General features: G+C 70.6%; 19 protein-coding genes. 14 read left to right on the top strand and 5 right to left on the bottom strand.

Translation table 11 applies throughout. The features are described 5' to 3' along the window. Positions 1-2 precede the first annotated feature (2 nt). Positions 3-1,007, bottom strand: a complete 1,005-nt coding sequence (locus tag BKA24_RS03100) for a substrate-binding domain-containing protein (protein WP_184214953.1) — start codon at positions 1,005-1,007, stop codon at positions 3-5. A gap of 101 nt (positions 1,008-1,108) precedes the next feature. Between BKA24_RS03100 and BKA24_RS03095 the strand changes: the two genes are divergently transcribed. From BKA24_RS03095 to BKA24_RS03070, 6 genes are read left to right on the top strand one after another with little or no spacing between them, the layout of a single operon-like run. Continuing rightward, positions 1,109-1,474 (top strand): L-rhamnose mutarotase, encoded by a 366-nt coding sequence (locus BKA24_RS03095; RefSeq protein ID WP_184214951.1) that lies wholly within the window; start codon positions 1,109-1,111, stop codon positions 1,472-1,474. After that, positions 1,471-2,637, top strand: a complete 1,167-nt coding sequence (gene rhaI, locus BKA24_RS03090; RefSeq protein WP_184214949.1) for an L-rhamnose isomerase — start codon at positions 1,471-1,473, stop codon at positions 2,635-2,637. The genes BKA24_RS03095 and rhaI overlap by 4 nt, the downstream gene beginning before the upstream one ends. Before the next feature lie 43 nt (positions 2,638-2,680). Continuing rightward, positions 2,681-4,717 carry a bifunctional aldolase/short-chain dehydrogenase gene (locus tag BKA24_RS03085; protein ID WP_184214947.1) on the top strand — a complete coding sequence of 679 codons (2,037 nt, stop codon included), beginning with the start codon at positions 2,681-2,683 and terminating at the stop codon, positions 4,715-4,717. Next, positions 4,714-6,120 (top strand): rhamnulokinase, encoded by a 1,407-nt coding sequence (locus BKA24_RS03080; protein WP_184214945.1) that lies wholly within the window; start codon positions 4,714-4,716, stop codon positions 6,118-6,120. Before BKA24_RS03085 ends, BKA24_RS03080 begins: the two co-directional genes overlap by 4 nt. Before the next feature lie 13 nt (positions 6,121-6,133). After that, a complete protein-coding gene (locus tag BKA24_RS03075; RefSeq protein WP_184214943.1) occupies positions 6,134-7,378 on the top strand; it encodes an alpha-hydroxy acid oxidase in 1,245 nt (414 codons plus the stop codon). 53 nt (positions 7,379-7,431) lie between these two features. Continuing rightward, the gene (locus BKA24_RS03070) at positions 7,432-8,751 is read left to right on the top strand and encodes an MATE family efflux transporter (RefSeq protein WP_184214941.1); all 1,320 of its coding nucleotides are present in this window, start codon (positions 7,432-7,434) and stop codon (positions 8,749-8,751) included. Between the two features lie 3 nt (positions 8,752-8,754). On the opposite strand, the gene BKA24_RS03065 is transcribed toward BKA24_RS03070, so the two are convergent. After that, complete coding sequence (locus BKA24_RS03065) at positions 8,755-9,426, bottom strand: TrmH family RNA methyltransferase (RefSeq protein WP_184214939.1); 672 nt, start codon at positions 9,424-9,426, stop codon at positions 8,755-8,757. A gap of 72 nt (positions 9,427-9,498) precedes the next feature. Between BKA24_RS03065 and BKA24_RS03060 the strand changes: the two genes are divergently transcribed. After that, on the top strand, positions 9,499-10,809 hold the full coding sequence (locus tag BKA24_RS03060; protein WP_184214936.1) for an Nramp family divalent metal transporter: 1,311 nt from the start codon (positions 9,499-9,501) through the stop codon (positions 10,807-10,809). Positions 10,810-10,856: 47 nt separating this feature from the next. After that, positions 10,857-11,501 carry a metal-dependent transcriptional regulator gene (locus BKA24_RS03055; RefSeq protein ID WP_343065890.1) on the top strand — a complete coding sequence of 215 codons (645 nt, stop codon included), beginning with the start codon at positions 10,857-10,859 and terminating at the stop codon, positions 11,499-11,501. Between the two features lie 21 nt (positions 11,502-11,522). Here BKA24_RS03055 and BKA24_RS03050 read toward each other — a convergent pair whose 3' ends face one another. Beyond that, entirely contained in the window at positions 11,523-12,476 is a 954-nt protein-coding gene (locus tag BKA24_RS03050) for an SDR family NAD(P)-dependent oxidoreductase (protein ID WP_184214934.1), read from the bottom strand. Between the two features lie 132 nt (positions 12,477-12,608). On the opposite strand from BKA24_RS03050, the gene BKA24_RS03045 reads away from it, so the two are divergent. Next, the gene (locus BKA24_RS03045) at positions 12,609-12,752 is read left to right on the top strand and encodes a hypothetical protein (protein ID WP_184214932.1); all 144 of its coding nucleotides are present in this window, start codon (positions 12,609-12,611) and stop codon (positions 12,750-12,752) included. Positions 12,753-12,757: 5 nt separating this feature from the next. Here the strand turns inward: BKA24_RS03045 and pyrE are convergent, their stop codons facing one another. Next, positions 12,758-13,336 (bottom strand): orotate phosphoribosyltransferase, encoded by a 579-nt coding sequence (pyrE, locus tag BKA24_RS03040; protein ID WP_184214930.1) that lies wholly within the window; start codon positions 13,334-13,336, stop codon positions 12,758-12,760. A 51-nt stretch (positions 13,337-13,387) separates the two neighbouring features. Between pyrE and BKA24_RS03035 the strand changes: the two genes are divergently transcribed. From BKA24_RS03035 to BKA24_RS03025, 3 genes are all read left to right on the top strand, one after another. After that, entirely contained in the window at positions 13,388-14,227 is an 840-nt protein-coding gene (locus BKA24_RS03035; RefSeq protein ID WP_184214928.1) for an exodeoxyribonuclease III, read from the top strand. Between the two features lie 85 nt (positions 14,228-14,312). After that, on the top strand, positions 14,313-15,629 hold the full coding sequence (locus BKA24_RS03030) for a sensor histidine kinase (RefSeq protein ID WP_184214926.1): 1,317 nt from the start codon (positions 14,313-14,315) through the stop codon (positions 15,627-15,629). After that, complete coding sequence (locus tag BKA24_RS03025) at positions 15,626-16,312, top strand: response regulator (RefSeq protein WP_184214924.1); 687 nt, start codon at positions 15,626-15,628, stop codon at positions 16,310-16,312. The genes BKA24_RS03030 and BKA24_RS03025 overlap by 4 nt, the downstream gene beginning before the upstream one ends. A 60-nt stretch (positions 16,313-16,372) precedes the next feature. On the opposite strand, the gene BKA24_RS03020 is transcribed toward BKA24_RS03025, so the two are convergent. Then, positions 16,373-16,942 carry an NADPH-dependent FMN reductase gene (locus BKA24_RS03020; protein WP_184214922.1) on the bottom strand — a complete coding sequence of 190 codons (570 nt, stop codon included), beginning with the start codon at positions 16,940-16,942 and terminating at the stop codon, positions 16,373-16,375. 236 nt (positions 16,943-17,178) lie between these two features. On the opposite strand from BKA24_RS03020, the gene BKA24_RS03015 reads away from it, so the two are divergent. Continuing rightward, entirely contained in the window at positions 17,179-18,063 is an 885-nt protein-coding gene (locus BKA24_RS03015; protein ID WP_184220349.1) for an ABC transporter ATP-binding protein, read from the top strand. After that, the gene (locus tag BKA24_RS03010) at positions 18,060-19,154 is read left to right on the top strand and encodes an ABC transporter permease (protein ID WP_184214920.1); all 1,095 of its coding nucleotides are present in this window, start codon (positions 18,060-18,062) and stop codon (positions 19,152-19,154) included. The genes BKA24_RS03015 and BKA24_RS03010 overlap by 4 nt, the downstream gene beginning before the upstream one ends. The last annotated feature ends 68 nt before the right edge of the window (positions 19,155-19,222 follow it).

Raw genomic sequence — 19,222 nt, 5'->3', positions numbered from 1 at the left:
GCTCAGCCGCCGGTCGAGGCGCGCACGACGAGCTCGGGGCGGAACCGGACGCGCGCGGGCGCGGCATCCGGATCCGACAGCGAAGCGAACAGCGCATCGACCGCCGCGACCCCGATCTCGCGGGCCGGCTGGCGGACGGAGGTGAGCGGAACCACGGTCGCCTGCGCGAAGTCGATGTCGTCGTAGCCGACCAGTGCGACGTCGTCGGGCACCCGCAGGTCGCCCAGGATTCCCGCGCCCTGGAGCACCCCGACCGCGAGCAGGTCGTTCGCGCAGAAGACGCCGTCGGGGCGGTCTCCCACCGCCCGGTGCCCGAGTTCCTCCCCCACTGCGCGGCCCGCCAGCACGGTGAGCGCCGGCGTCTCGATCACCTCGAGCGTCGCGGTCGGCACCTCGGCCATCGCGCGTCGCGCACCCTCGAGGCGGTCGGCCACCTGGCGAATGGATGCCGGCCCCCCGGCGAAGGCGATCCGGCGGCGTCCCGTGGCGAGAAGGTGCTGGGCCGCGAGGTAGCCGCCTTCGACGTCGTCGACGGCGACGGAGGGGAACGAGCCGTCCGGGTCTTCGGCGTCGACGAGGACGACGGGGATGCCGGCGGCGGCGAGGGCCGCGGCGCGCACCGTGTCGCCGGAGAGGGGCGTGAGCAGCACGCCGTTGACCCGCTGCTCGCGGAAGAGGTCGAGGTAGGCGTTCTCGCGCTCGTCGTTCTGGTCGCTGTTGCCGAGCAGCACCGAGACGCCGTGGTCCGCCGCGCGCTGTTCGGCGCCGCGGGCGACTTCGGCGAAGAAGGGGTTGGCGCTGTCGAGGACGACGAGCCCGAGACTCCGGCTGCGGCCGGCGCGCAACTGCCGGGCGGCGTCGTTGCGCACGAACCCGAGCTCGGCGATGACGGCGTGGACGCGCTCGACGGTCGCCGGGGCGACTTTCGCCGGGCGGTTGAGCACGTTCGACACGGTGCCCACCGAGACGCCCGCCGCGCGGGCGACGTCCTTCACGCTGACTGCCACGGTCACCTTTGCTTGACGGATGATTCCGTTCACACTACAGTTTGAATCGTTTCACGAATGCATCACGGATGCCACGACCCGGCATCCCACAAAGGAGTGACATGACCCGCGTGGCCTTCCAGCTGCAGGTCGACCCGGCGCTCCTCGACGAGTACATCGCCCGCCACACGCCCGTCTGGCCAGAGATGCTCGCCGAGATCGCGGCATCCGGTCGGCGCAACTACTCACTCTTCCTCGGCGACGGCGGCCGGCTCTTCGGCTACTACGAGACCGACGACGATGCGGCAGCGCAGGCCTACCTCGCCGCCTCCCCCGTCGCCGCCCGGTGGGAAGCCGAGATGGCGCGCTTCTTCCTCGGTCTCGACGGCCGACCCGACCAGGCGGCGACACCCCTCGCCGAAGTCTTCAACCTGCACGACCAGCTGGCGGCATCCGCCGGCGATCACCGAGAAAGCGACCCCTCATGACGACGCTGTCCCCCGAGATCCTCACCCAGCTCGCAGGCCAGGGCATCGAGCTGCCCAGCTGGGCCTTCGGCAACTCCGGCACGCGCTTCCGCGTGTTCGCGACGCCCGGCACACCGCGCGATCCGTTCGAGAAGATCGCGGATGCCGCGCAGGTCAACCGCTACACGGCCCTCGCTCCCAGCGTCGCGCTGCACATCCCGTGGGACAAGGTCGACGACTACGCCACCCTGCGTGCCCACGCCGAGGACCTGGGCGTCGAGCTCGGCACCGTCAACTCCAACACGTTCCAGGACGAGGACTACAAGTTCGGCGCTCTCACCCACCACGACGAGAGCATCCGCCGCAAGGCGATCGACCACCACTTCGAGTGCATCGACATCATGCACGCGACCGGATCGCGCGACCTGAAGATCTGGCTGGCCGAGGGGTCGAACTACCCGGGCCAGAACGACATGCGGGCCCGCCAGGATCGCCTGCAGGATTCGCTCCAGCAGATCTACGCGCGCCTCGGCGACGCGCAGCGCCTCGTGCTGGAGTACAAGTTCTTCGAGCCGTCGTTCTACCACACCGACGTTCCCGACTGGGGCACGTCCTACGCCCAGGTCGCCGCCCTCGGCGACAAGGCGATGGTCTGCCTCGACACCGGCCACCACGCGCCCGGCACGAACATCGAGTTCATCGTCATGCAGCTGCTGCGCCTCGGCAAACTCGGCTCCTTCGACTTCAACTCGCGCTTCTACGCCGACGACGACCTCATCGTCGGGGCGGCCGATCCGTTCCAGCTGTTCCGCATCCTCTTCGAGGTCGTCCGCGGCGGTGGGCTGAACAACCCCGACGTCGCCTTCATGCTCGACCAGTGCCACAACATCGAGGACAAGGTTCCCGGCCAGATCCGGTCGGTGCTGAACGTGCAGGAGATGACGGCGCGCGCGCTCCTCGTCGACCGCGCCGCCCTCGACGCCGCACAGCAGGCGAACGACGTCCTCGGCGCGAACGCCGTGCTGATGGACGCCTTCTACACCGACGTGCGACCGGCCCTCGCCGAGTGGCGCGTGTCGCGCGGTCTGCCCGCCGACCCGATGGCCGCATACGCGGCATCCGGCTACCAGCAGCAGATCGCCGCAGACCGCGTCGGCGGCACGCAGGCCGGCTGGGGCGCCTGAGCGCCGCCCGTCGCCGACCCTTTCGACTCTGGAGACCATCAACATGACCAACCCGACTGCCGCCGAGCTCATCGCACGCAGCAACCGCCTGGGCGCCGACCCGAAGAACACCAACTACGCCGGCGGCAACACGTCCGCGAAGGGCACCGACACCGACCCGGTGACCGGTGAGCCCGTCGAGCTGCTGTGGGTCAAGGGATCCGGCGGCGACCTTGGCACCCTGAAGCCCGAGGGGCTCGCCGTCCTCCGCCTCGACCGCATGCGCGCGCTCGTCGACGTCTACCCGGGCATCGACCGCGAAGACGAGATGGTCGCCGCGTTCGACTACTGCCTGCACGGCAAGGGAGGCGCGGCTCCCTCGATCGACACCGCCATGCACGGACTGGTGGATGCCGCACACGTCGACCACCTGCACCCCGACGCCGGCATCGCGATCGCGACCGCCGCCGACGGCGAGGCGCTGACGGCGGAGATCTTCGGCGACAAGGTCGTCTGGGTGCCGTGGCGCCGCCCCGGTTTCCAGCTGGGCCTCGACATCGCCGAGATCAAGGCGAAGAACCCGCAGGCGATCGGCACGATCCTCGGCGGCCACGGCATCACCGCGTGGGGCGACACATCGGAGGAGTCCGAGGCCAACAGCCTCTGGATCATCGAGACCGCCGCCGCCTACATCGCCGAGCACGGCACGGCCGACCCCTTCGGCGGCGTCCGCGCCGGATTCGAGGCGCTCCCCGAGGCCGAGCGCCGCGCGAAGGCCGCCGCCCTCGGCGCCACCATCCGCGGGCTCGCGTCGACGGACAAGCCGATGGTCGGGCACTACACCGACAGCGACGTGGTGCTCGACTTCCTGGCATCCGAGAAGGCACCCGCCCTCGCCGAGCTCGGCACGAGCTGCCCCGACCACTTCCTGCGCACCAAGGTCAAGCCGCTCATCCTCGATGTGCCGGCGACCGCGTCGGTCGAGGAGTCGATCGCACGCCTGAAGGAGCTGCACGAGACGTACCGCGCCGATTACCAGGCCTACTACGACGCGCACGCAGCGGCCGACTCGCCCGCCATCCGCGGCGCCGACCCGCTCATCGTCCTCGTCCCGGGCGTCGGCATGTTCAGCTACGGCGCGAACAAGCAGACCGCCCGCGTGGCCGGCGAGTTCTACGTCAACGCGATCAACGTCATGCGCGGCGCCGAAGCCCTCTCGACGTACTCGCCCATCTCCGACGCCGAGAAGTTCCGCATCGAGTACTGGGCCCTCGAAGAGGCGAAGCTGCAGCGGATGCCGAAGCCCAAGACCCACCAGGGCCGCATCGCTTTCGTGACCGGCGCGGCATCCGGCATCGGCAAAGCCATCGCGGTGCGCCTCGCTGCCGAGGGCGCCTGCGTCGTCGTCGCCGACCTCGACCTCGAGAAGGCGCAGGCCGCGGCCGCCGAGCTCGGTGGCACGGACGTCGCGATCGGCGTCGCCGCGAACGTGGCGGATGCCGCGGGCGTGCAGGCCGCGATCGACGCGACCATCCTCGCTTTCGGCGGCATCGACCTCGTCGTGAACAACGCCGGACTGTCGCTGTCGAAGCCGCTGCTGGAGACCACCGAAAAGGACTGGGACCTGCAGCACGACGTCATGGCGAAGGGCTCGTTCCTCGTCGCGAAGGCGGCCGCGAAGGCGCTCATCGAGCAGGGCATGGGCGGCGACGTCATCTACATCTCATCGAAGAACTCCGTGTTCGCAGGCCCCAACAACATCGCCTACTCGGCGACGAAGGCCGACCAGGCCCACCAGGTGCGCCTGCTGGCGGTCGAGCTCGGCGAGCACGGCGTGCGCGTCAACGGCATCAACCCCGACGGCGTCGTCCGCGGCTCGGGCATCTTCGCCGCCGGATGGGGCGCCAACCGCGCCGCGACCTATGGCGTCAAGGAAGAGGACCTCGGCCAGTTCTACGCGAACCGCACGATCCTCAAGCGCGAGGTCGTCCCCGAGAACGTCGCCGACGCGGTGTACGTCCTCACCGGTCCCGAGCTCTCGCGCACGACCGGCCTGCACATCCCGGTCGACTCCGGCGTCGCCGCCGCGTTCCTGCGATGACGACCGTCGCGGCGGTCGACCTCGGCGCGACGAGCGGGCGGGTCATCGTCGGTCGCGTCGGGCCGAGGCAGCTCGACACCGAGACCGTCGCCCGCTTCCCGAACGACCCGGTGCGTCTGGCCGACGGCCTCCACTGGAACCTCGTCGGCATGTACGGCTCCGTGCTCACCGGGCTCCGCGAGGCGCTGCGTGAGCACCCCGACATCGCGAGCGTCGGCGTGGACTCGTGGGCGGTCGACTACGGCCTGATCGCCCGGTCCCGCCTCCTCGGCGAGCCGTTCCACTACCGCGACGAGCGCGCGGCCGCAGGCGTCGAAGCGGTGCACGCGCGGCATCCCCATGCCGACCTGTTCGCACGGAACGGCCTGCAGTTCCTGCCGTTCAACACGCTGTACCAGTTCGCCGCCGAAGACCCGGAGCTGCTCGGCATCGCCGACCACGCCCTGCTCATCCCCGACCTGATCGGGTACTGGCTCACCGGCCAGGCCCGCACTGAGCGGACCAACGCCTCGACGACGGGGCTCCTCCGCGCCGACACCGGCGAGTGGGATGCCGAGCTGCTCGAGTCGCTGGGCATCCCCGCGCGCATCCTGGCCCCCCTCATCGCGCCGGGCGAGACGCTCGGCACGATCAGCGGCGGCGCTGCCGAAGTGCTCGTCGCACGCAGCGCGGTCACCGCGGTCGGGTCGCACGACACGGCATCCGCCGTCGTCGCCGTCCCCATGACCTCCCCCGATGCCGCCTACATCTCGTGCGGCACCTGGGGTCTCGTCGGGGTCGAGGTCGAACGGCCCGTGCTCACCGACGCGGCTCGCGAAGCTGGCTTCACCAACGAAGGCGGCGTCGACGGTCGCGTCCGACTGCTCCGCAACGTGATGGGCCTGTGGATCCTCAGCGAAGCCGTGCGGGGCTGGCAGCGCGAGGGGCACGCCATCGACCTGCCCACGCTGCTCGACTCCGCCGAGGAGATCACCGCTCCCGTCGCCGTCTTCGACGTCGACGACGCTCGGTTCCTGCCGCCCGGAGACATGCCCCGCCGCATCGCCGACTGGTGCGAGGAGCACGGGGTGCCGGCCCCACGCACCCGGGCGGAGTTCGCCCGCAGCATCATCGAGTCGCTCGCGCAGGCGTTCGCCGACACCGCGCACGACGCAGCCCGCGTGGGCGGGGTCGACCTGCGCGTCATCCACATCGTCGGCGGCGGCGCATTGAACGAGCTCCTCTGCCAGCGAACCGCCGACCGGTCCGGCGTGCCCGTGCTGGCGGGGCCTGTCGAAGCGACCGCACTGGGGAATATCCTCGTTCAGGCACGCGCGACCGGCATCCTCTCCGGCTCCCTCGAATCCCTCCGCGACCTCGTCGCTCTCACTCACCAGCCCCGCCGCCACCAGCCGCGGGCATAAGGACGGAACTCCCATGGTTCAGCGCCAGTTCCCCAAGCCGCTCGAGCTCCTCGAGCTCATGCAGTTCAAGAAGCCGGAACTCAACGGCACCAAGCGTCGACTGGATGCCGCGTACACGATCAACGATCTGCGCACCATCGCCAAGCGCCGCACCCCGAAGGCCGCGTTCGACTACACCGACGGCGCCGCGGAGGGCGAGACCTCCCTCGCCCGCGCCCGGCAGGCCTTCCAGGACGTCGAGTTCCACCCCGACGTGCTCCGCCCTGCCGCCGACGTCGACACGTCCGTCGAGATCCTCGGCGGACCCTCGGCATTGCCGTTCGGCATCGCACCCACCGGCTTCACCCGACTGATGCAGACCGAGGGCGAGGTCGCCGGGGCGGGTGCGGCGGGCGCCGCCGGCATCCCGTTCACGCTCTCCACCCTCGGGACGACGTCGATCGAGAACGTGAAGGCCGCGAACCCGAACGGTCGCAACTGGTTCCAGCTGTACGTCATGCGCGACCGCGAGATCTCGTACGAGCTCGCCCGTCGCGCCGGCGCCGCCGGGTTCGACACCCTCCAGTTCACCGTCGACACCCCGGTTGCGGGTGCGCGCCTGCGCGACAAGCGCAACGGCTTCTCGATCCCGCCGCAGCTGACCCTCGGCACGATCATCAACGCGATCCCCCGGCCCTGGTGGTGGATCGACTTCCTCACCACGCCGAAGCTCGAGTTCGCGTCGCTGTCGGCCACCGGCGGCACCGTGGGCGACCTGCTCAACGCCGCGATGGACCCGACGATCAGCTACGAGGACCTCAAGGTGATCCGCGAGATCTGGCCCGGCAAGATCGTCATCAAGGGCGTGCAGAACGTCGAGGACTCGAAGCGCCTCATCGACCACGGCGTCGACGGCATCATCCTCTCCAACCACGGCGGACGTCAGCTCGACCGCGCGCCGATCCCCTTCCACCTCCTGCCGACGGTCGTCCGCGAGGTCGGGAAGGACGCCACCGTGATGGTCGACACCGGCATCATGAACGGCGCCGACATCGTGGCATCCATCGCCCTGGGAGCGAAGTTCACGCTCATCGGCCGTGCCTACCTGTACGGCCTGATGGCCGGAGGCCGGGCCGGCGTCGACAAGACCATCGAGATCCTGCGCAGCGAGATCGAGCGGACCATGAAGCTCCTCGGCGTCGCCTCGATCGCCGAGCTGGAGCCCCGCCACGTCACGCAGCTGACGCGCCTCGCGCCGATGCCCCGCCAGGACGTCTGACCCGCGCGGCGCAGAGGTCGGCGCGTCGCAGACGCGGCCCTAGGCTGAAACGCGTGCCCGCGCCCACCCTGAACCGCGAGATCCTGCGCCTCGCCGTGCCCGCCCTGGGGGCGCTCGTGGCCGAGCCGATGTTCCTCATCGTGGATGCCGCGCTGATCGGGCACCTGGGCGTCGTCCCGCTCGCGGGGCTCGGCATCGCCAGCGCCGTGCTGCAGACGATCATCGGTCTGATGGTGTTCCTCGCGTATTCGACGACCCCGGCGGTGGCGCGGCGGTTCGGTGCCGGCGACACGCACAGCGCCGTGAGCGTCGGCATCGACGGGCTGTGGCTCGCGCTGGGCCTGGGCGCGGTGCTCGCCCTCGTCGGGTCGCTGGCGACGCCGATGCTCGTTGGCCTCTTCGACCCGACCACCGCAGTCGCCGAGCAGGCCGTCGCCTATCTGGGGCTCTCGATGTGGGGGCTCCCCGCGATGCTGATCGTCTTCGCGGCGACCGGCCTGTTGCGAGGCATGCAGGACACGGTGACCCCGCTGTGGATCGCCGGCCTCGGCTTCGCGGCGAACGCCCTCCTCAACTGGCTCTTCATCTACGGGTTCGGCTGGGGCATCGCGGGTTCCGCGGCGGGGACCGTCGCCGCCCAGTGGGGCATGGTCGCCGCGTACGCGGTCGTCATCGGTCGCCTCGCTCGACGCCACTCGGCATCGGTCCTCCCCCAGCGCGACGGGGTGCGCGGGTCCGCACGCTCGGGCGGATGGCTGTTCCTGCGCACGGTGTCGCTGCGCGTCGCCCTGCTCGTCACCGTCGCGGTCGCCACCGCCATCGGCACCGAGGAGCTGGCCGGCTGGCAGGTCGCATTCACGATCTTCTCGACGGCGGCTTTCGCCCTCGACGCCCTCGCGATCGCGGCGCAGGCGCTCATCGGCCGCGGGCTCGGGGCGGGTGACGAGCCCTTCGTCCGTCGGGTCCTCGGCCGCACGGTCGCGTGGGGCATCTGGTTCGGGGTCATCGTGGGCGTCGTGATCGCCGCGCTGTCCGGGGTGATCGGCGTCGCGTTCACCGGCGACCCGGAGGTCGCCGCGCTGATCCAGCCGGCACTCCTCGTGCTCGCTGTCGCTCAGCCCGTGTGCGGTGTCGTGTTCGTGCTCGACCGGGTGCTGATGGGCGCGGGCGACGCGAAGTACCTCGCGATCGTCGGCGCCGTGAACCTCGTGCCGTACCTGCCCGCGCTCATCGTCGTGTGGCTGCTGCTCCCGGCCGGTGCCGCGGGGCTCGCCTGGCTCGCGGTCTGCTTCTTCGGCGTCTACATGCTGGCGCGACTGGTGACCCTGGGCCTCCGCGTCCGCCGCTCGGAGTGGCTCACGGTCGGCGCCTGACGCTCAGGCGTAGCGGCGGCACCATTCGTACATGACGACCGCGGCGGCGGCCGACGCGTTGATCGAGCGGGTCGAGCCGTACTGGGTGATCTCGATGACTCCGGATGCCGCGGCGAGCGCCTCCGCCGACAGCCCGGGACCTTCCTGGCCGAACAGCAGGACGCAGCGTTCGGGGAGGTCGGCGCGGTCCACGGGCACCGATCCGTCGACGTTGTCGATGGCGAGGACGGGCAGGCGTTCGGCATCCGCCCATGCGGTGAAGGCGGCGACGTCCTCGTGGTGGCGCACGTGCTGGTAGCGGTCGGTGACCATCGCGCCGCGGCGGTTCCACCGGCGCTTGCCGATGATGTGCACCTCGGCCGCGCCGAAGGCGTTGGCGCTGCGGACGATCGATCCGATGTTCATGTCGTGCTGCCAGTTCTCGATGGCGACGTGGAACGGATGCCGCTTCTCGTCGAGATCGGCGACGATCGCCGCCATCGTCCAGTAGCGGTACCGGTCGACGACGTTGCGCCGGTCACCGCCGGCCAGCAGCTCGCGGTCGTAGCGGGGGTTGTCGGGCCACTCGGCCTCACCGCCGGGCCAGGGGCCCACGCCGACGGGCAGCTGCGGCTCGGCGTCACCGTCCGCCGACGGGCCGTCCGGCGCGGCGGGGACGGGGGCCGGGTCAGTCATGTTCCCAGGCTACGCGGGCACCACCTCAACGCTTTTTTCGGTCGACCGAAAACTCCTGGTACATTTTTCGGCATGCCGAAATCTGCTCTCCGTACCGCCGCCGCGCTCCCCACGCCCCGGCGTCGTGGGTCGCGATTGGCGTGGCTGCTCGGACCGGCGCTCGTCGCGGGGGTCGCCTATCTCGACCCGGGCAACGTCGCGAGCAACATGACCGCCGGCGCGCGGTACGGGTACCTGCTGGTGTGGGTGGTGGTCCTCGGCAACGTCATGGCCTGGCTGATCCAGTACCTCTCGGCGAAGCTCGGCATCGTCACGGGCCAGAGTCTCCCCGAGGTGCTCGGCACCCGCATCCGCTCGAACGTCGCGCGTCGCCTGTACTGGGTGCAGGCCGAACTCGTGGCGATGGCGACGGACGTCGCCGAGATCATCGGCGGCGCCGTCGCCCTGTGGCTGCTCTTCGGCGTCCCCCTCGTCTGGGGAGGCCTGATCACCGGCGCGGTCTCGATCGTGCTGCTGATGATCCAGTCGCGCCGCGGCGCGCGCAGCTTCGAGTTCGTGATCATCGGCCTGATGGCGATCATCGTGATCGGCTTCAGCTACGGCGTCTTCATCGGACCGCCCGAGGCGACGGGCGTCGCCTCGGGCCTTCTCCCCCGCTTCGAGGGCGCCGACTCCGTGCTGCTGGCGGCGTCCATCCTGGGCGCGACGATCATGCCGCACGCGATCTACGCGCACAGCGCGCTGGCCCGCGACCGCTTCCGACCGGCGGATGCCGCGCCCGCACGGCCCGCGGCCGCGCAAGCCGAGGCAGCGCAACCCGAGCGGCTCGCCACCACCCGCCTCCTCCGCGCCACTCGATGGGACGTCACGATCGCGCTCGCGATTGCCGGCACGGTGAACCTCGGCATCCTCCTGCTGGCGGCGGCGAACCTGGCGGGCATCCCCGGGACGGACAGCCTGGAAGGGGCGTACGCGGCGCTGCAGAGCGGCATCGGACCGGTCGTCGCGACGCTGTTCGCCGTCGGCCTGCTGGCGAGCGGCCTGGCCAGCAGCGCCGTCGGCGCGTACGCGGGCGCCGAGATCATGCAGGGACTCCTCCGGGTGCGGCTCCCCCTCCTCGCGCGGCGACTCGTGACCCTCGTCCCGGCGCTCGTGATCCTCGCCGTCGGAGTCGACCCCACCCTCGCCCTCGTGCTGAGCCAGGTGGTGCTGAGCTTCGGCATCCCGTTCGCCCTGGTGCCGCTCGTCGTCCTCACCGCCCGGCGCGACGTGGTCGGGGCGCACCGCAACCGCGTATTCACCACGGTCGCCGGCGCTGCGGCATCCGTCTTCCTCATCGCGCTCAACTGCGCGCTGCTCTGGCTCACCTTCACCGGCGGGTGACGACGTCCGTCACCATGGCCGGGACGGCGGGCCGATACCCTGGGGGCGTGCCCGCCTCGCCGTCCACCATCGACGACTACCTGAAGACGATCTACCACCACACCGAGTGGCAGACCCAGCCGGTCACCCCGTCGATCCTCGCGTCGGAGCTCGGGCTCGCGCCCTCGAGCGTCACCGAGATGGTGAAGAAGCTCGCCGCCCAGGGACTCGTCTCCCACCGTCCGTACGGCCCGATCTCGCTGACGGATGCCGGCACGCTGCGCGCCACGTCGGTGATCCGGCGACACCGCCTCATCGAGACCTGGCTGGTGCGGGAGTTCGGCTACGCGTGGGACGAGGTGCACGACGAGGCGGAGGTCCTCGAGCACACGATCAGCGACCGCCTGCTCGCCGGGATCGACGCGCGCCTCGGACACCCGCGGTTCGACCCGCACGGCGATGCGATCCCGGCGCCCGACGGAACCGTGGAGCGGGAGCCGTTCGTCCTGCTGGCCGAGGCGGCCCTCGGACACACCGGCCGGGTGCTCCGCGTCTCCGACCGCGACCCGTCGCTCCTCCGAGCCCTCGAGGAGGCGGGGATCGACGTGGGTCACACGGTGACGGCGACCGGACGCGACGCCGTCCAGGTCGACGGCGGTCCGACGATCGAGCTGCCCGCGGCCGCGGCATCCGCCGTCTGGATCAGCGCCTGAGCGACCCGGCGCCAGGCGGGATCAGCGCAGGCGAACCTTGCGCGCCTTGAGGTAGGGCCATTCGGTCCGCGTGGCGTGCTCCGCGTAGTGCCACACCCGGGCGCCGACGTCGGGGTCGACGGTGACCTTCGACGGCGTGACCTGCTCGGGCGCCCCGGTGATGAAGCCCGACGGGCCCCAGTACTGTCCGCCCTCGGCGTCGGGGTCGACGAGCGCGCGCACGGGTGACCATGCACCGCGCTCCTTCGATTGCGAGATCGGCGCCTGCAGGCTGCTGAACAGACGCTTGCGCCGGGTCGGCGCGCTCACACCCGCGATGCGTCGGGTGCGGCCGCCGAGGGAGTATCCGGGGTGGGCGACGATGCTGTCGACGGGAACGGATGCCGCCCGGAGCCGGCGATCCGCTTCGAAACCGAGCGCCGAGGTCGCGACCTTCGACTGCACGTAGGCCCGCCACGGCGTGTACCCGTGCACCAGTTCGGGGTCAGTCGGATCCCAGGGGAAGAGCGTCGTCGAGACCGAGCCGAGCCACACCATCCGGCCGCGCGCGGCGGCGAGGGCGGGCAGGAGCGCGCCGGCGAGCGCGTAGTGCCCCAACGCGTTCGTCGCGATGACGAGCTCGTGCCCGTCGAGGGTCACCTGCCGCGTCTTCGGGGGGTGCACGATCCCGGCGTTCAGCAGGACGCCGTTCAGTCCGACCCGCCCGCGCACGGTCGCGGCCGCCGCGCGGACCGAGCCGAGGTTACTCGTGTCGAGGGCCAGCGTCTCGAGGTCGGCGTCGGGCACCTGGGCGACGATCGCGGCCCGCGCTCGAGAGAGCCGAGTGGGGTTCCGGCCGCTCATGATGACGTGCGCTCCGGCGCCCGCGAGCTGCAGGCACGAGAAGAATCCGAGCCCGGCGTTGGAACCCGTGACGAGGTATCGGCGACCGCTCAGATCGGGCAGATGTCGGGGGTCCCACACGTCTCGTGCCACCCCTCGACCCTACGCTCGCGGGCCCCTGAGGTCACGTGGCCGGGCGAGGTTTCCCAGTGGGTTCCGACAATGGATGCCGCAATCGGCACATATCGGTGTCAGAGTGGGGGGACCGAGTGGAGGAGGCTTCGCATGAGCGGGCTGGAACAGAACCTGCTGTTCGCCGTCGTGGGCCTCACGATGACCACGACGCTCGTGATCGTCATCGTGCAGATGGTCCGTCGCCGGCGCGACGACGATCGCGGCGGCAACCCCTGGGACGACCTCGAGCAGTGAGGTGATTACTGGGGCTGCAGCCCCAGGTCGTCGAGGTCGATGGCGGCGAGCCAGGTGAGACCCTCCGCCTCGACCGCGGCCTGAGCTCCGGTCTTGCGGTCGACGATCACGGCGACGGCGACGGGCTCGGCACCCTCGCGGCGCAGCGCCTCCACCGCCTTGAGCGCCGACTGACCGGTGGTCGAGGTGTCCTCGACGACGACGACGCGCTTGCCCGCGACATCCGCGCCTTCGACCTGACGACCGCGGCCGTGGTCCTTCGGCTCCTTGCGGACGACGAACGCGTCGAGCGGAGCGTCGGTGCGAACCGACTCGTGCATGACGGCGTTGGCGATCGGGTCGGCGCCGAGAGTCAGACCGCCGACCGCGACGATACCGTCGACGTCGCGGATGAGGTCGAGCATGATCCGGCCGATCGCGGGAGCCGCACGGTGGTCGAGCGTGAGCTTGCGCATGTCGACGTAGTACGACGCCTTCTTGCCGCTCGACAGGGTGAAGTCGCCGTGGAACACGGCCTCCTCCTGGATCAGCGAGATGAGGCTCTGGCGGTCGGCTTCGAGTGCGGGCGTGGAGGCGACGGTCACGCGACGAGTCTACGACCGGAGGCGTCGGGGCCCCGATCTAGGCTGGGAGGCATGCGGCTTGCCACCTGGAACGTCAACTCGATCCGCGCCCGTGTCGTGCGCACCGTCGACTTCGCCGTGCGCGAGAACATCGACGTGCTCGCGATGCAGGAGATCAAGTGCAAGCCCGAGCAGTTCCCCTACGAGGCGTTCGAGGAAGCCGGGTACCACGTCGAGGCGCATGGCCTCAATCAGTGGAACGGCGTCGCGATCGCGAGCCGCTCCCCGATCACCGAGGTCGAGCACGCGTTCCCCGACATGCCCGGCTTTCTGAAGGGGCACGAGGGTCCGGATGCCCCGCAGGAGGCGCGCGCGCTCGGGGCGACCATCGACGGTGTGAAGGTCTGGAGCCTGTACGTCCCCAACGGCCGCGGACTCGACGACCCCCACTTCACGTACAAGCTGCACTGGCTCGAGGCGCTCCGCGCGTACACGCAGCGGACGCTCGCCGCACAGCCCGACCTGCCGCTCGCGCTCGTCGGCGATTTCAACATCGCTCCCACGGATGCCGACAACGGCGACCCGACGGTGGTCGAGGGCGTGACGACCCACGTCTCCCCCGAGGAGCGTGCCGCGTTCCAGGCGCTCCTCGACGCCGGACTCACCGACACCGTCCGCCCTCTCGTTCCCACCGGCTACACCTATTGGGACTACAAGCAGCTGCGCTTCCCCCGCAACGAGGGCCTGCGCATCGACTTCATCCTCGGCTCGTCGGCGCTGGCCGATGCCGTGGTGGCCGCCGAGATCCACCGGAACGAGCGCAAGGGCGAGATCCCCAGCGACCATGTTCCGGTGGTCGTCGACCTCGAGCTGGACGGCGACGCTGACGACGACCGCCCGATGATTTTCTGACACAGGGATTTTCTGACACCGATCCCCCCTCCTTCTCCGTCACGCGACGGATGCCGCACCGCGGCGTCGCCTCTAGCGTGGAGGGATGTCCGTCATGTCATTGCGTCGTCAGGTCACCCCTGAGGAATCCCGCCACGATGCGTGGCTCGCGGCGGGCATGCTCGTCGCCGGCATCCTGAGCACGGCGCTCGGATCGGTCTCGGGCATCTACGGCGGCGACCACCCCGACCTGTGGTGGGGTTTCGTGTACGCCGCGGCGCTCACGCTCCCCCTCGCCTTCCGCCGCCGGTGGCCGAGCATCGTGCTCATCGCCGTGGCGACGTCGTACTTCGTCGGCGTCTCCCTGCTGATCCCCGAGGTGTACGTGGGCAACGTTGCCCTGTTCATCGCCATGTACACGGTCGGCGCGTGGGTGTCGGACCGGCGCCGCGCGGCGCTCGTTCGAGTCCTCGTGATCATCGCGATGCTCGTCTGGCTCCTCGTCTCGATGTTCCAGTCGGCGGCATCCGACAGCTCGCTGTCGCAGGAAGGACCGTTCTCGCCCTTCGCCGCCTTCGCCATGCTGCAGTTCCTCATCAACATCGCCTTCTTCGGCGGCGCGTACCTGTTCGGCGAGCGCGCCTACGCGAGCGCGGTCGAACACGCCGCCCTCGAGGAGCGCACCGCCGAGCTGGAGCGGGAGCGGGAGCTCACCGCGGCGCAGGCCGTCGCCCTCGACCGGGTGCGCATCGCCCGCGAACTTCACGACGTCGTCGCGCACCACGTCTCGGCGATGGGGGTGCAAGCCGGGGCGGCCCGCACGGTCCTCGACCGCGATCCGGATGCCGCGAAGACCGCGCTCGCGGGTGTCGAGGGGTCGGCGCGTGGCGCGCTCACCGAGCTCCGCCACCTGCTCGAGACCCTGCGCACGCCCGATGCGGAGGCCCCGGGCGGGTCGACGCTGCGCCTCAGCGCCCTGCCCGACCTCGTCGCACACGCCAACGCGAACGGGCTGCCGACGACGCTCTCGGTCGTCGGCGAACCGGTGTCGAGTTCGGAGCTCGTGCAGGTGAACCTGTACCGCATCGCGCAAGAGGCGCTGACGAACGCGCGCCGTCACGGCGGGCCGGGGGCGACCGCCGATCTCCGTGTCCGTTACGACGGCGACGGCATCGAGCTCGAGGTGTCGAACACCGGCCGTGCTCCTCTGTCCGGCCGCGCCGGGCTCGGGCTCGTCGGCATGCGTGAGCGTGCGGCGGCATCCGGGGGAACCCTCGAGGCGAGGGCACGCGACCGGGGCGGGTTCCTCGTGCGCGCTCGGGTGCCGGTCGGCGCGCCGCAACAGGGCGGTGACACCGGGGCGGATGCCGCGGTGATGGCAGCCGCGGCATCCGTCGACGGCGGCGGCGGGGGCGACGCATGATCCGGGTTCTGCTGGTCGACGACCACGCGGTCATGCGCGCCGGATTCCGGATGATCCTCGAGGCCGCCGGCGACATCGAGGTCGTCGGCGAAGCTGGCGACGGGGTGGCGGCGATCGCCGCGGCATCCACCCTCCACCCCGACGTCATCTGCATGGACGTGCAGATGCCCGACATGGACGGACTCGAGGCGACTCGCCGCATCGTCGCCGACGAAGCGATCACCGCCGCCGTCGTGATCGTGACGACGTTCGACCGCGACGACTACCTGTTCCAGGCCCTCGCGGCCGGAGCCAGCGGCTTTCTGCTGAAGAACGCCGGCCCGGAGGAACTCACCCACGCCGTCCGCGTGGCGCACGACGGCGACGCGCTGCTGGCCCCGGCGGTCACGCGACGCGTCATCGAGCGCTTCGCCTCGGCGCCGGCACCCACGACGGACCCGGCGCCGGCGGCATCCCTCCCCCGCACGGCGGAGACCGCGCCCGCCCCCGCCGTCGAGCTGACCGATCGCGAGACCGAGGTCCTCCGCCTCCTGGCGCAGGCAATGAGCAACGGCGAGATCGCGCAGACCCTCTTCATCGGCGAGGCGACGGTCAAGACGCACGTCTCGAACGTGCTGCAGAAGCTCGGCGCCCGCGACCGCGTCGCAGCCGTCGTCTACGCCCACCGCCACGGGTTGACCTGACACCACGCGAAACGGCCCCGCTCCCGGGAACCGGGGCGGGGCCGTTCGTCTGGTGTCGGGTCAGAGCGACGCGGAAACCTTGGCGTAGCGGTCGACGAGGGCGTTGAAGGCCTCGAGGTAGCCGACGAGGAAGCCGGCGGTCTCGTCGTTCGACACTTCGCCGTCCTCAGAGAAGAGGCCGGGCGTGCTCTGCACGTAGCCCTCGGGCTGACCCAGGGTCGGGGCGTTGAAGTGGCTCAGCACAGCCTTGAGGTGCTGCTGTGCGGCGGCGGTGCCGATGCCGCTGCCGGAGGTGCCGATCACGGCGGTCGGCTTGCCGTCGAAGGAGCCCTGGCCGTAGGGGCGGGCGGCCCAGTCGAGGGCGTTCTTGAGCACGCCGGGGATCGAGCGGCTGTACTCGGGCGTGACGATGATGACGCCGTCGACGTCGGCGATGGCCTGCTTGAAGTCCACGGCCACCTGGGGGAAGGCGCCGTCGTGGTCGACCGAATAGAACGGCAGGTCCTTGATCGGGATCTCCACGAGCGTCGTGCCTTCGGGGGCGAGGCGCTCCAGCGCCTTGGCGAGCTTGCGGTTGATCGAGGTCGACGAGATGCTGCCGACGATGTAGCCGATCGTGCGGTCGGTCATGAATCCTCCAGGGTCGAGCGGACGGATGCCACGGGTCGCGGCATCCACTCCCACCCCAACACACCGTCGACGATACGCATTCCCGTGCATGTAATCGGGCGTCAGCCGCGCCCGTCTCCGTCTCAGGAGGGGGATCGGAGATCACCCGTCGGGGGGAGGTCCGGCGCGCGGACGATCCCTAGCGTGGAACCAGATGAGGACGCGACGTGCGGCCCCACGACGAGCAGGAGGATCGGATGCTCCATCTGAGCGGCATCACGAAGAACTACGGCACCCGCCGGGTGCTCGACGACGTCACCTTCGACGTCGCGCCCGGCCGGCTGACGGGCTTCGTCGGCGGGAACGGCGCCGGCAAGACGACCACGATGCGCATCATCCTCGGCGTCCTCGCCCGCGACGGTGGCGACGTCACCCTGAACGGCACGCCTGTCACCACGGCCGACCGCCGCCGGTTCGGGTACATGCCCGAGGAGCGCGGCCTGTACCCGAAGATGAAGGTGCTCGAGCACATCGTCTACCTCGCCCGGCTGCACGGCTTCTCGAAGCCGGATGCCACCGCGCGCGCCACCACCCTCCTCGAGGAGCTGGGGCTCGGCGAGCGGCTCGGCGACAACGTCGAGACCCTCTCGCTCGGCAATCAGCAGCGCGCGCAGATCGCCGCGGCGCTCGTGCACGACCCCGAGGTGCTCATCCTCGACGAGCCGTTCTCGGGCCTCGACCCGCTCGCCGTCGATGTGGTCGCGAACGTCTTGCAGACCCGCGCGGCGCAGGGCACCTCGGTGCTCTTCTCGTCGCACCAGCTCGATGTCGTCGAGCGTCTCTGCGACGACCTCGTGATCATCGCCAGCGGCACGATCCGCGCGGCGGGAACGCGCGACGGCCTTCGCGCGGAGCACGCCACCCGCCGCTATGAGCTCGTCTCGGCATCGGATGCCGGATGGCTGCGCACTGAGCCCGGTGTGGAGGTCGTCGACTTCGACGGCGGCTACGCGGTCTTCGAGGCCGATTCCGACCAGACCGTGCAGCGCGTCCTTCAGCGCGCGGTCGCCGCCGGCGACGTGACCAGTTTCGCGCCGCGCCGTCCCACCCTCGCCCAGATCTTCACGGAGGTCATCCAGTGAACGCGTCCGTCTCCTCCCCGTCCTTCGGTCAGAGCGTCTGGCTGGTCACCGAGCGCGAGCTCGGCTCCAAGCTGCGCGCGAAGTCCTTCCTCATTTCCACTGCGGTGATGTTCGCCCTGGTGCTCGCCGCGGTCCTGTGGGCGGGCTTCGCGGCGCAGTCCGACAGCCGCACCCCGCTCGCGGTGACCCCCGAGACGGCGAGCGCCGTCGAGGGGCTCGACGGGTTCGACGTGACCGACGCGGCCGACGCGGAGGAGGCCCGCGAGCTGGTCCGCAGCGGCGATGTCGATGCCGCGATCGTCCCCGGCGGCGCCGACCCCCTGGGCTTCACGGTGGTCTTCGAGGACGCACCGTCGACGACGTTGCTGCAGGCCCTGAGCATCGCACCCGAGGTGGAGATCCTCGAGCCCGAGGGCACCGACGGCTTCTTGCGCTACATCATCGCGATCGCCTTCGGCGGCGTCTTCTTCGCCGCGGCGTTCACCTTCGGCACGACCATCGCGACGAGTGTCGTCGAGGAGAAGCAGACCCGTGTGGTGGAGCTGCTCATCTCGGCGATCCCGACCCGCGCCCTGTTGGCGGGCAAGGTGCTCGGCAACACGATCCTCGCGATGGGCCAGATCGTCGGCATCGCCGCGATCGCGACCGTGGGGCTCACGGTGACCGGGCAGGAGTTCCTGTTGGCGGGTCTCGGCGGCCCGATCGCCTGGTTCGCGGTGTTCTTCCTGTTCGGGTTCGTGCTGCTGGCGGCGCTGTTCGCAGCGGCCGGGGCGATGGTCTCCCGACAGGAGGACATCGGCGCCACGATCACGCCGCTCACCTACCTCGTGATGGCGCCGTACTTCCTGGTCATCTTCTTCAACGACAACCCGGTGGTGCTCACGATCATGTCGTACGTGCCGTTCTCGGCCCCCGTGGGCATGCCGGTTCGCATCTTCGTCGGCGAAGCGCAGTGGTGGGAGCCGCTGCTGGCCCTGGTCGTGATGCTGGTGACATGCGTGGCGGCGATCCTCGTCGGCGCGAAGATCTACGAGAACTCGCTTCTGCGGATGGGGGCGCGCGTGAAGCTCGCGGAGGCGCTCAAGCGCTGACGCGCACCTCCGAGCGTCGTCCCATCGTGGCCACCGTCCCGCTGTGCCTTCGGGCCCGGCGGGACGAC

Origin of the sequence: Microbacterium marinum, from assembly GCF_014204835.1 — a bacterium.
In the GTDB taxonomy this organism is placed as follows: Bacteria; Actinomycetota; Actinomycetes; order Actinomycetales; family Microbacteriaceae; genus Microbacterium; species Microbacterium marinum.
This window is presented reverse-complemented; position numbering and strand designations above follow the sequence as displayed.

Bases quoted from the DNA above. Each gene is read 5' to 3' on its own strand.
- BKA24_RS03095 (WP_184214951.1), top strand. From the start codon at position 1,109: ATGACCCGCGTGGCCTTCCAGCTGCAGGTCGACCCGGCGCTCCTCGAC.
- rhaI (WP_184214949.1), top strand. From the start codon at position 1,471: ATGACGACGCTGTCCCCCGAGATCCTCACCCAGCTCGCAGGCCAGGGC.
- BKA24_RS03085 (WP_184214947.1), top strand. From the start codon at position 2,681: ATGACCAACCCGACTGCCGCCGAGCTCATCGCACGCAGCAACCGCCTG.
- BKA24_RS03080 (WP_184214945.1), top strand. From the start codon at position 4,714: ATGACGACCGTCGCGGCGGTCGACCTCGGCGCGACGAGCGGGCGGGTC.
- BKA24_RS03075 (WP_184214943.1), top strand. From the start codon at position 6,134: ATGGTTCAGCGCCAGTTCCCCAAGCCGCTCGAGCTCCTCGAGCTCATG.
- BKA24_RS03065 (WP_184214939.1), bottom strand. From the start codon at position 9,426: ATGACTGACCCGGCCCCCGTCCCCGCCGCGCCGGACGGCCCGTCGGCG.
- BKA24_RS03060 (WP_184214936.1), top strand. From the start codon at position 9,499: ATGCCGAAATCTGCTCTCCGTACCGCCGCCGCGCTCCCCACGCCCCGG.
- BKA24_RS03045 (WP_184214932.1), top strand. From the start codon at position 12,609: ATGAGCGGGCTGGAACAGAACCTGCTGTTCGCCGTCGTGGGCCTCACG.
- BKA24_RS03035 (WP_184214928.1), top strand. From the start codon at position 13,388: ATGCGGCTTGCCACCTGGAACGTCAACTCGATCCGCGCCCGTGTCGTG.
- BKA24_RS03030 (WP_184214926.1), top strand. From the start codon at position 14,313: ATGTCCGTCATGTCATTGCGTCGTCAGGTCACCCCTGAGGAATCCCGC.
- BKA24_RS03025 (WP_184214924.1), top strand. From the start codon at position 15,626: ATGATCCGGGTTCTGCTGGTCGACGACCACGCGGTCATGCGCGCCGGA.
- BKA24_RS03020 (WP_184214922.1), bottom strand. From the start codon at position 16,942: ATGACCGACCGCACGATCGGCTACATCGTCGGCAGCATCTCGTCGACC.
- BKA24_RS03015 (WP_184220349.1), top strand. From the start codon at position 17,179: ATGCTCCATCTGAGCGGCATCACGAAGAACTACGGCACCCGCCGGGTG.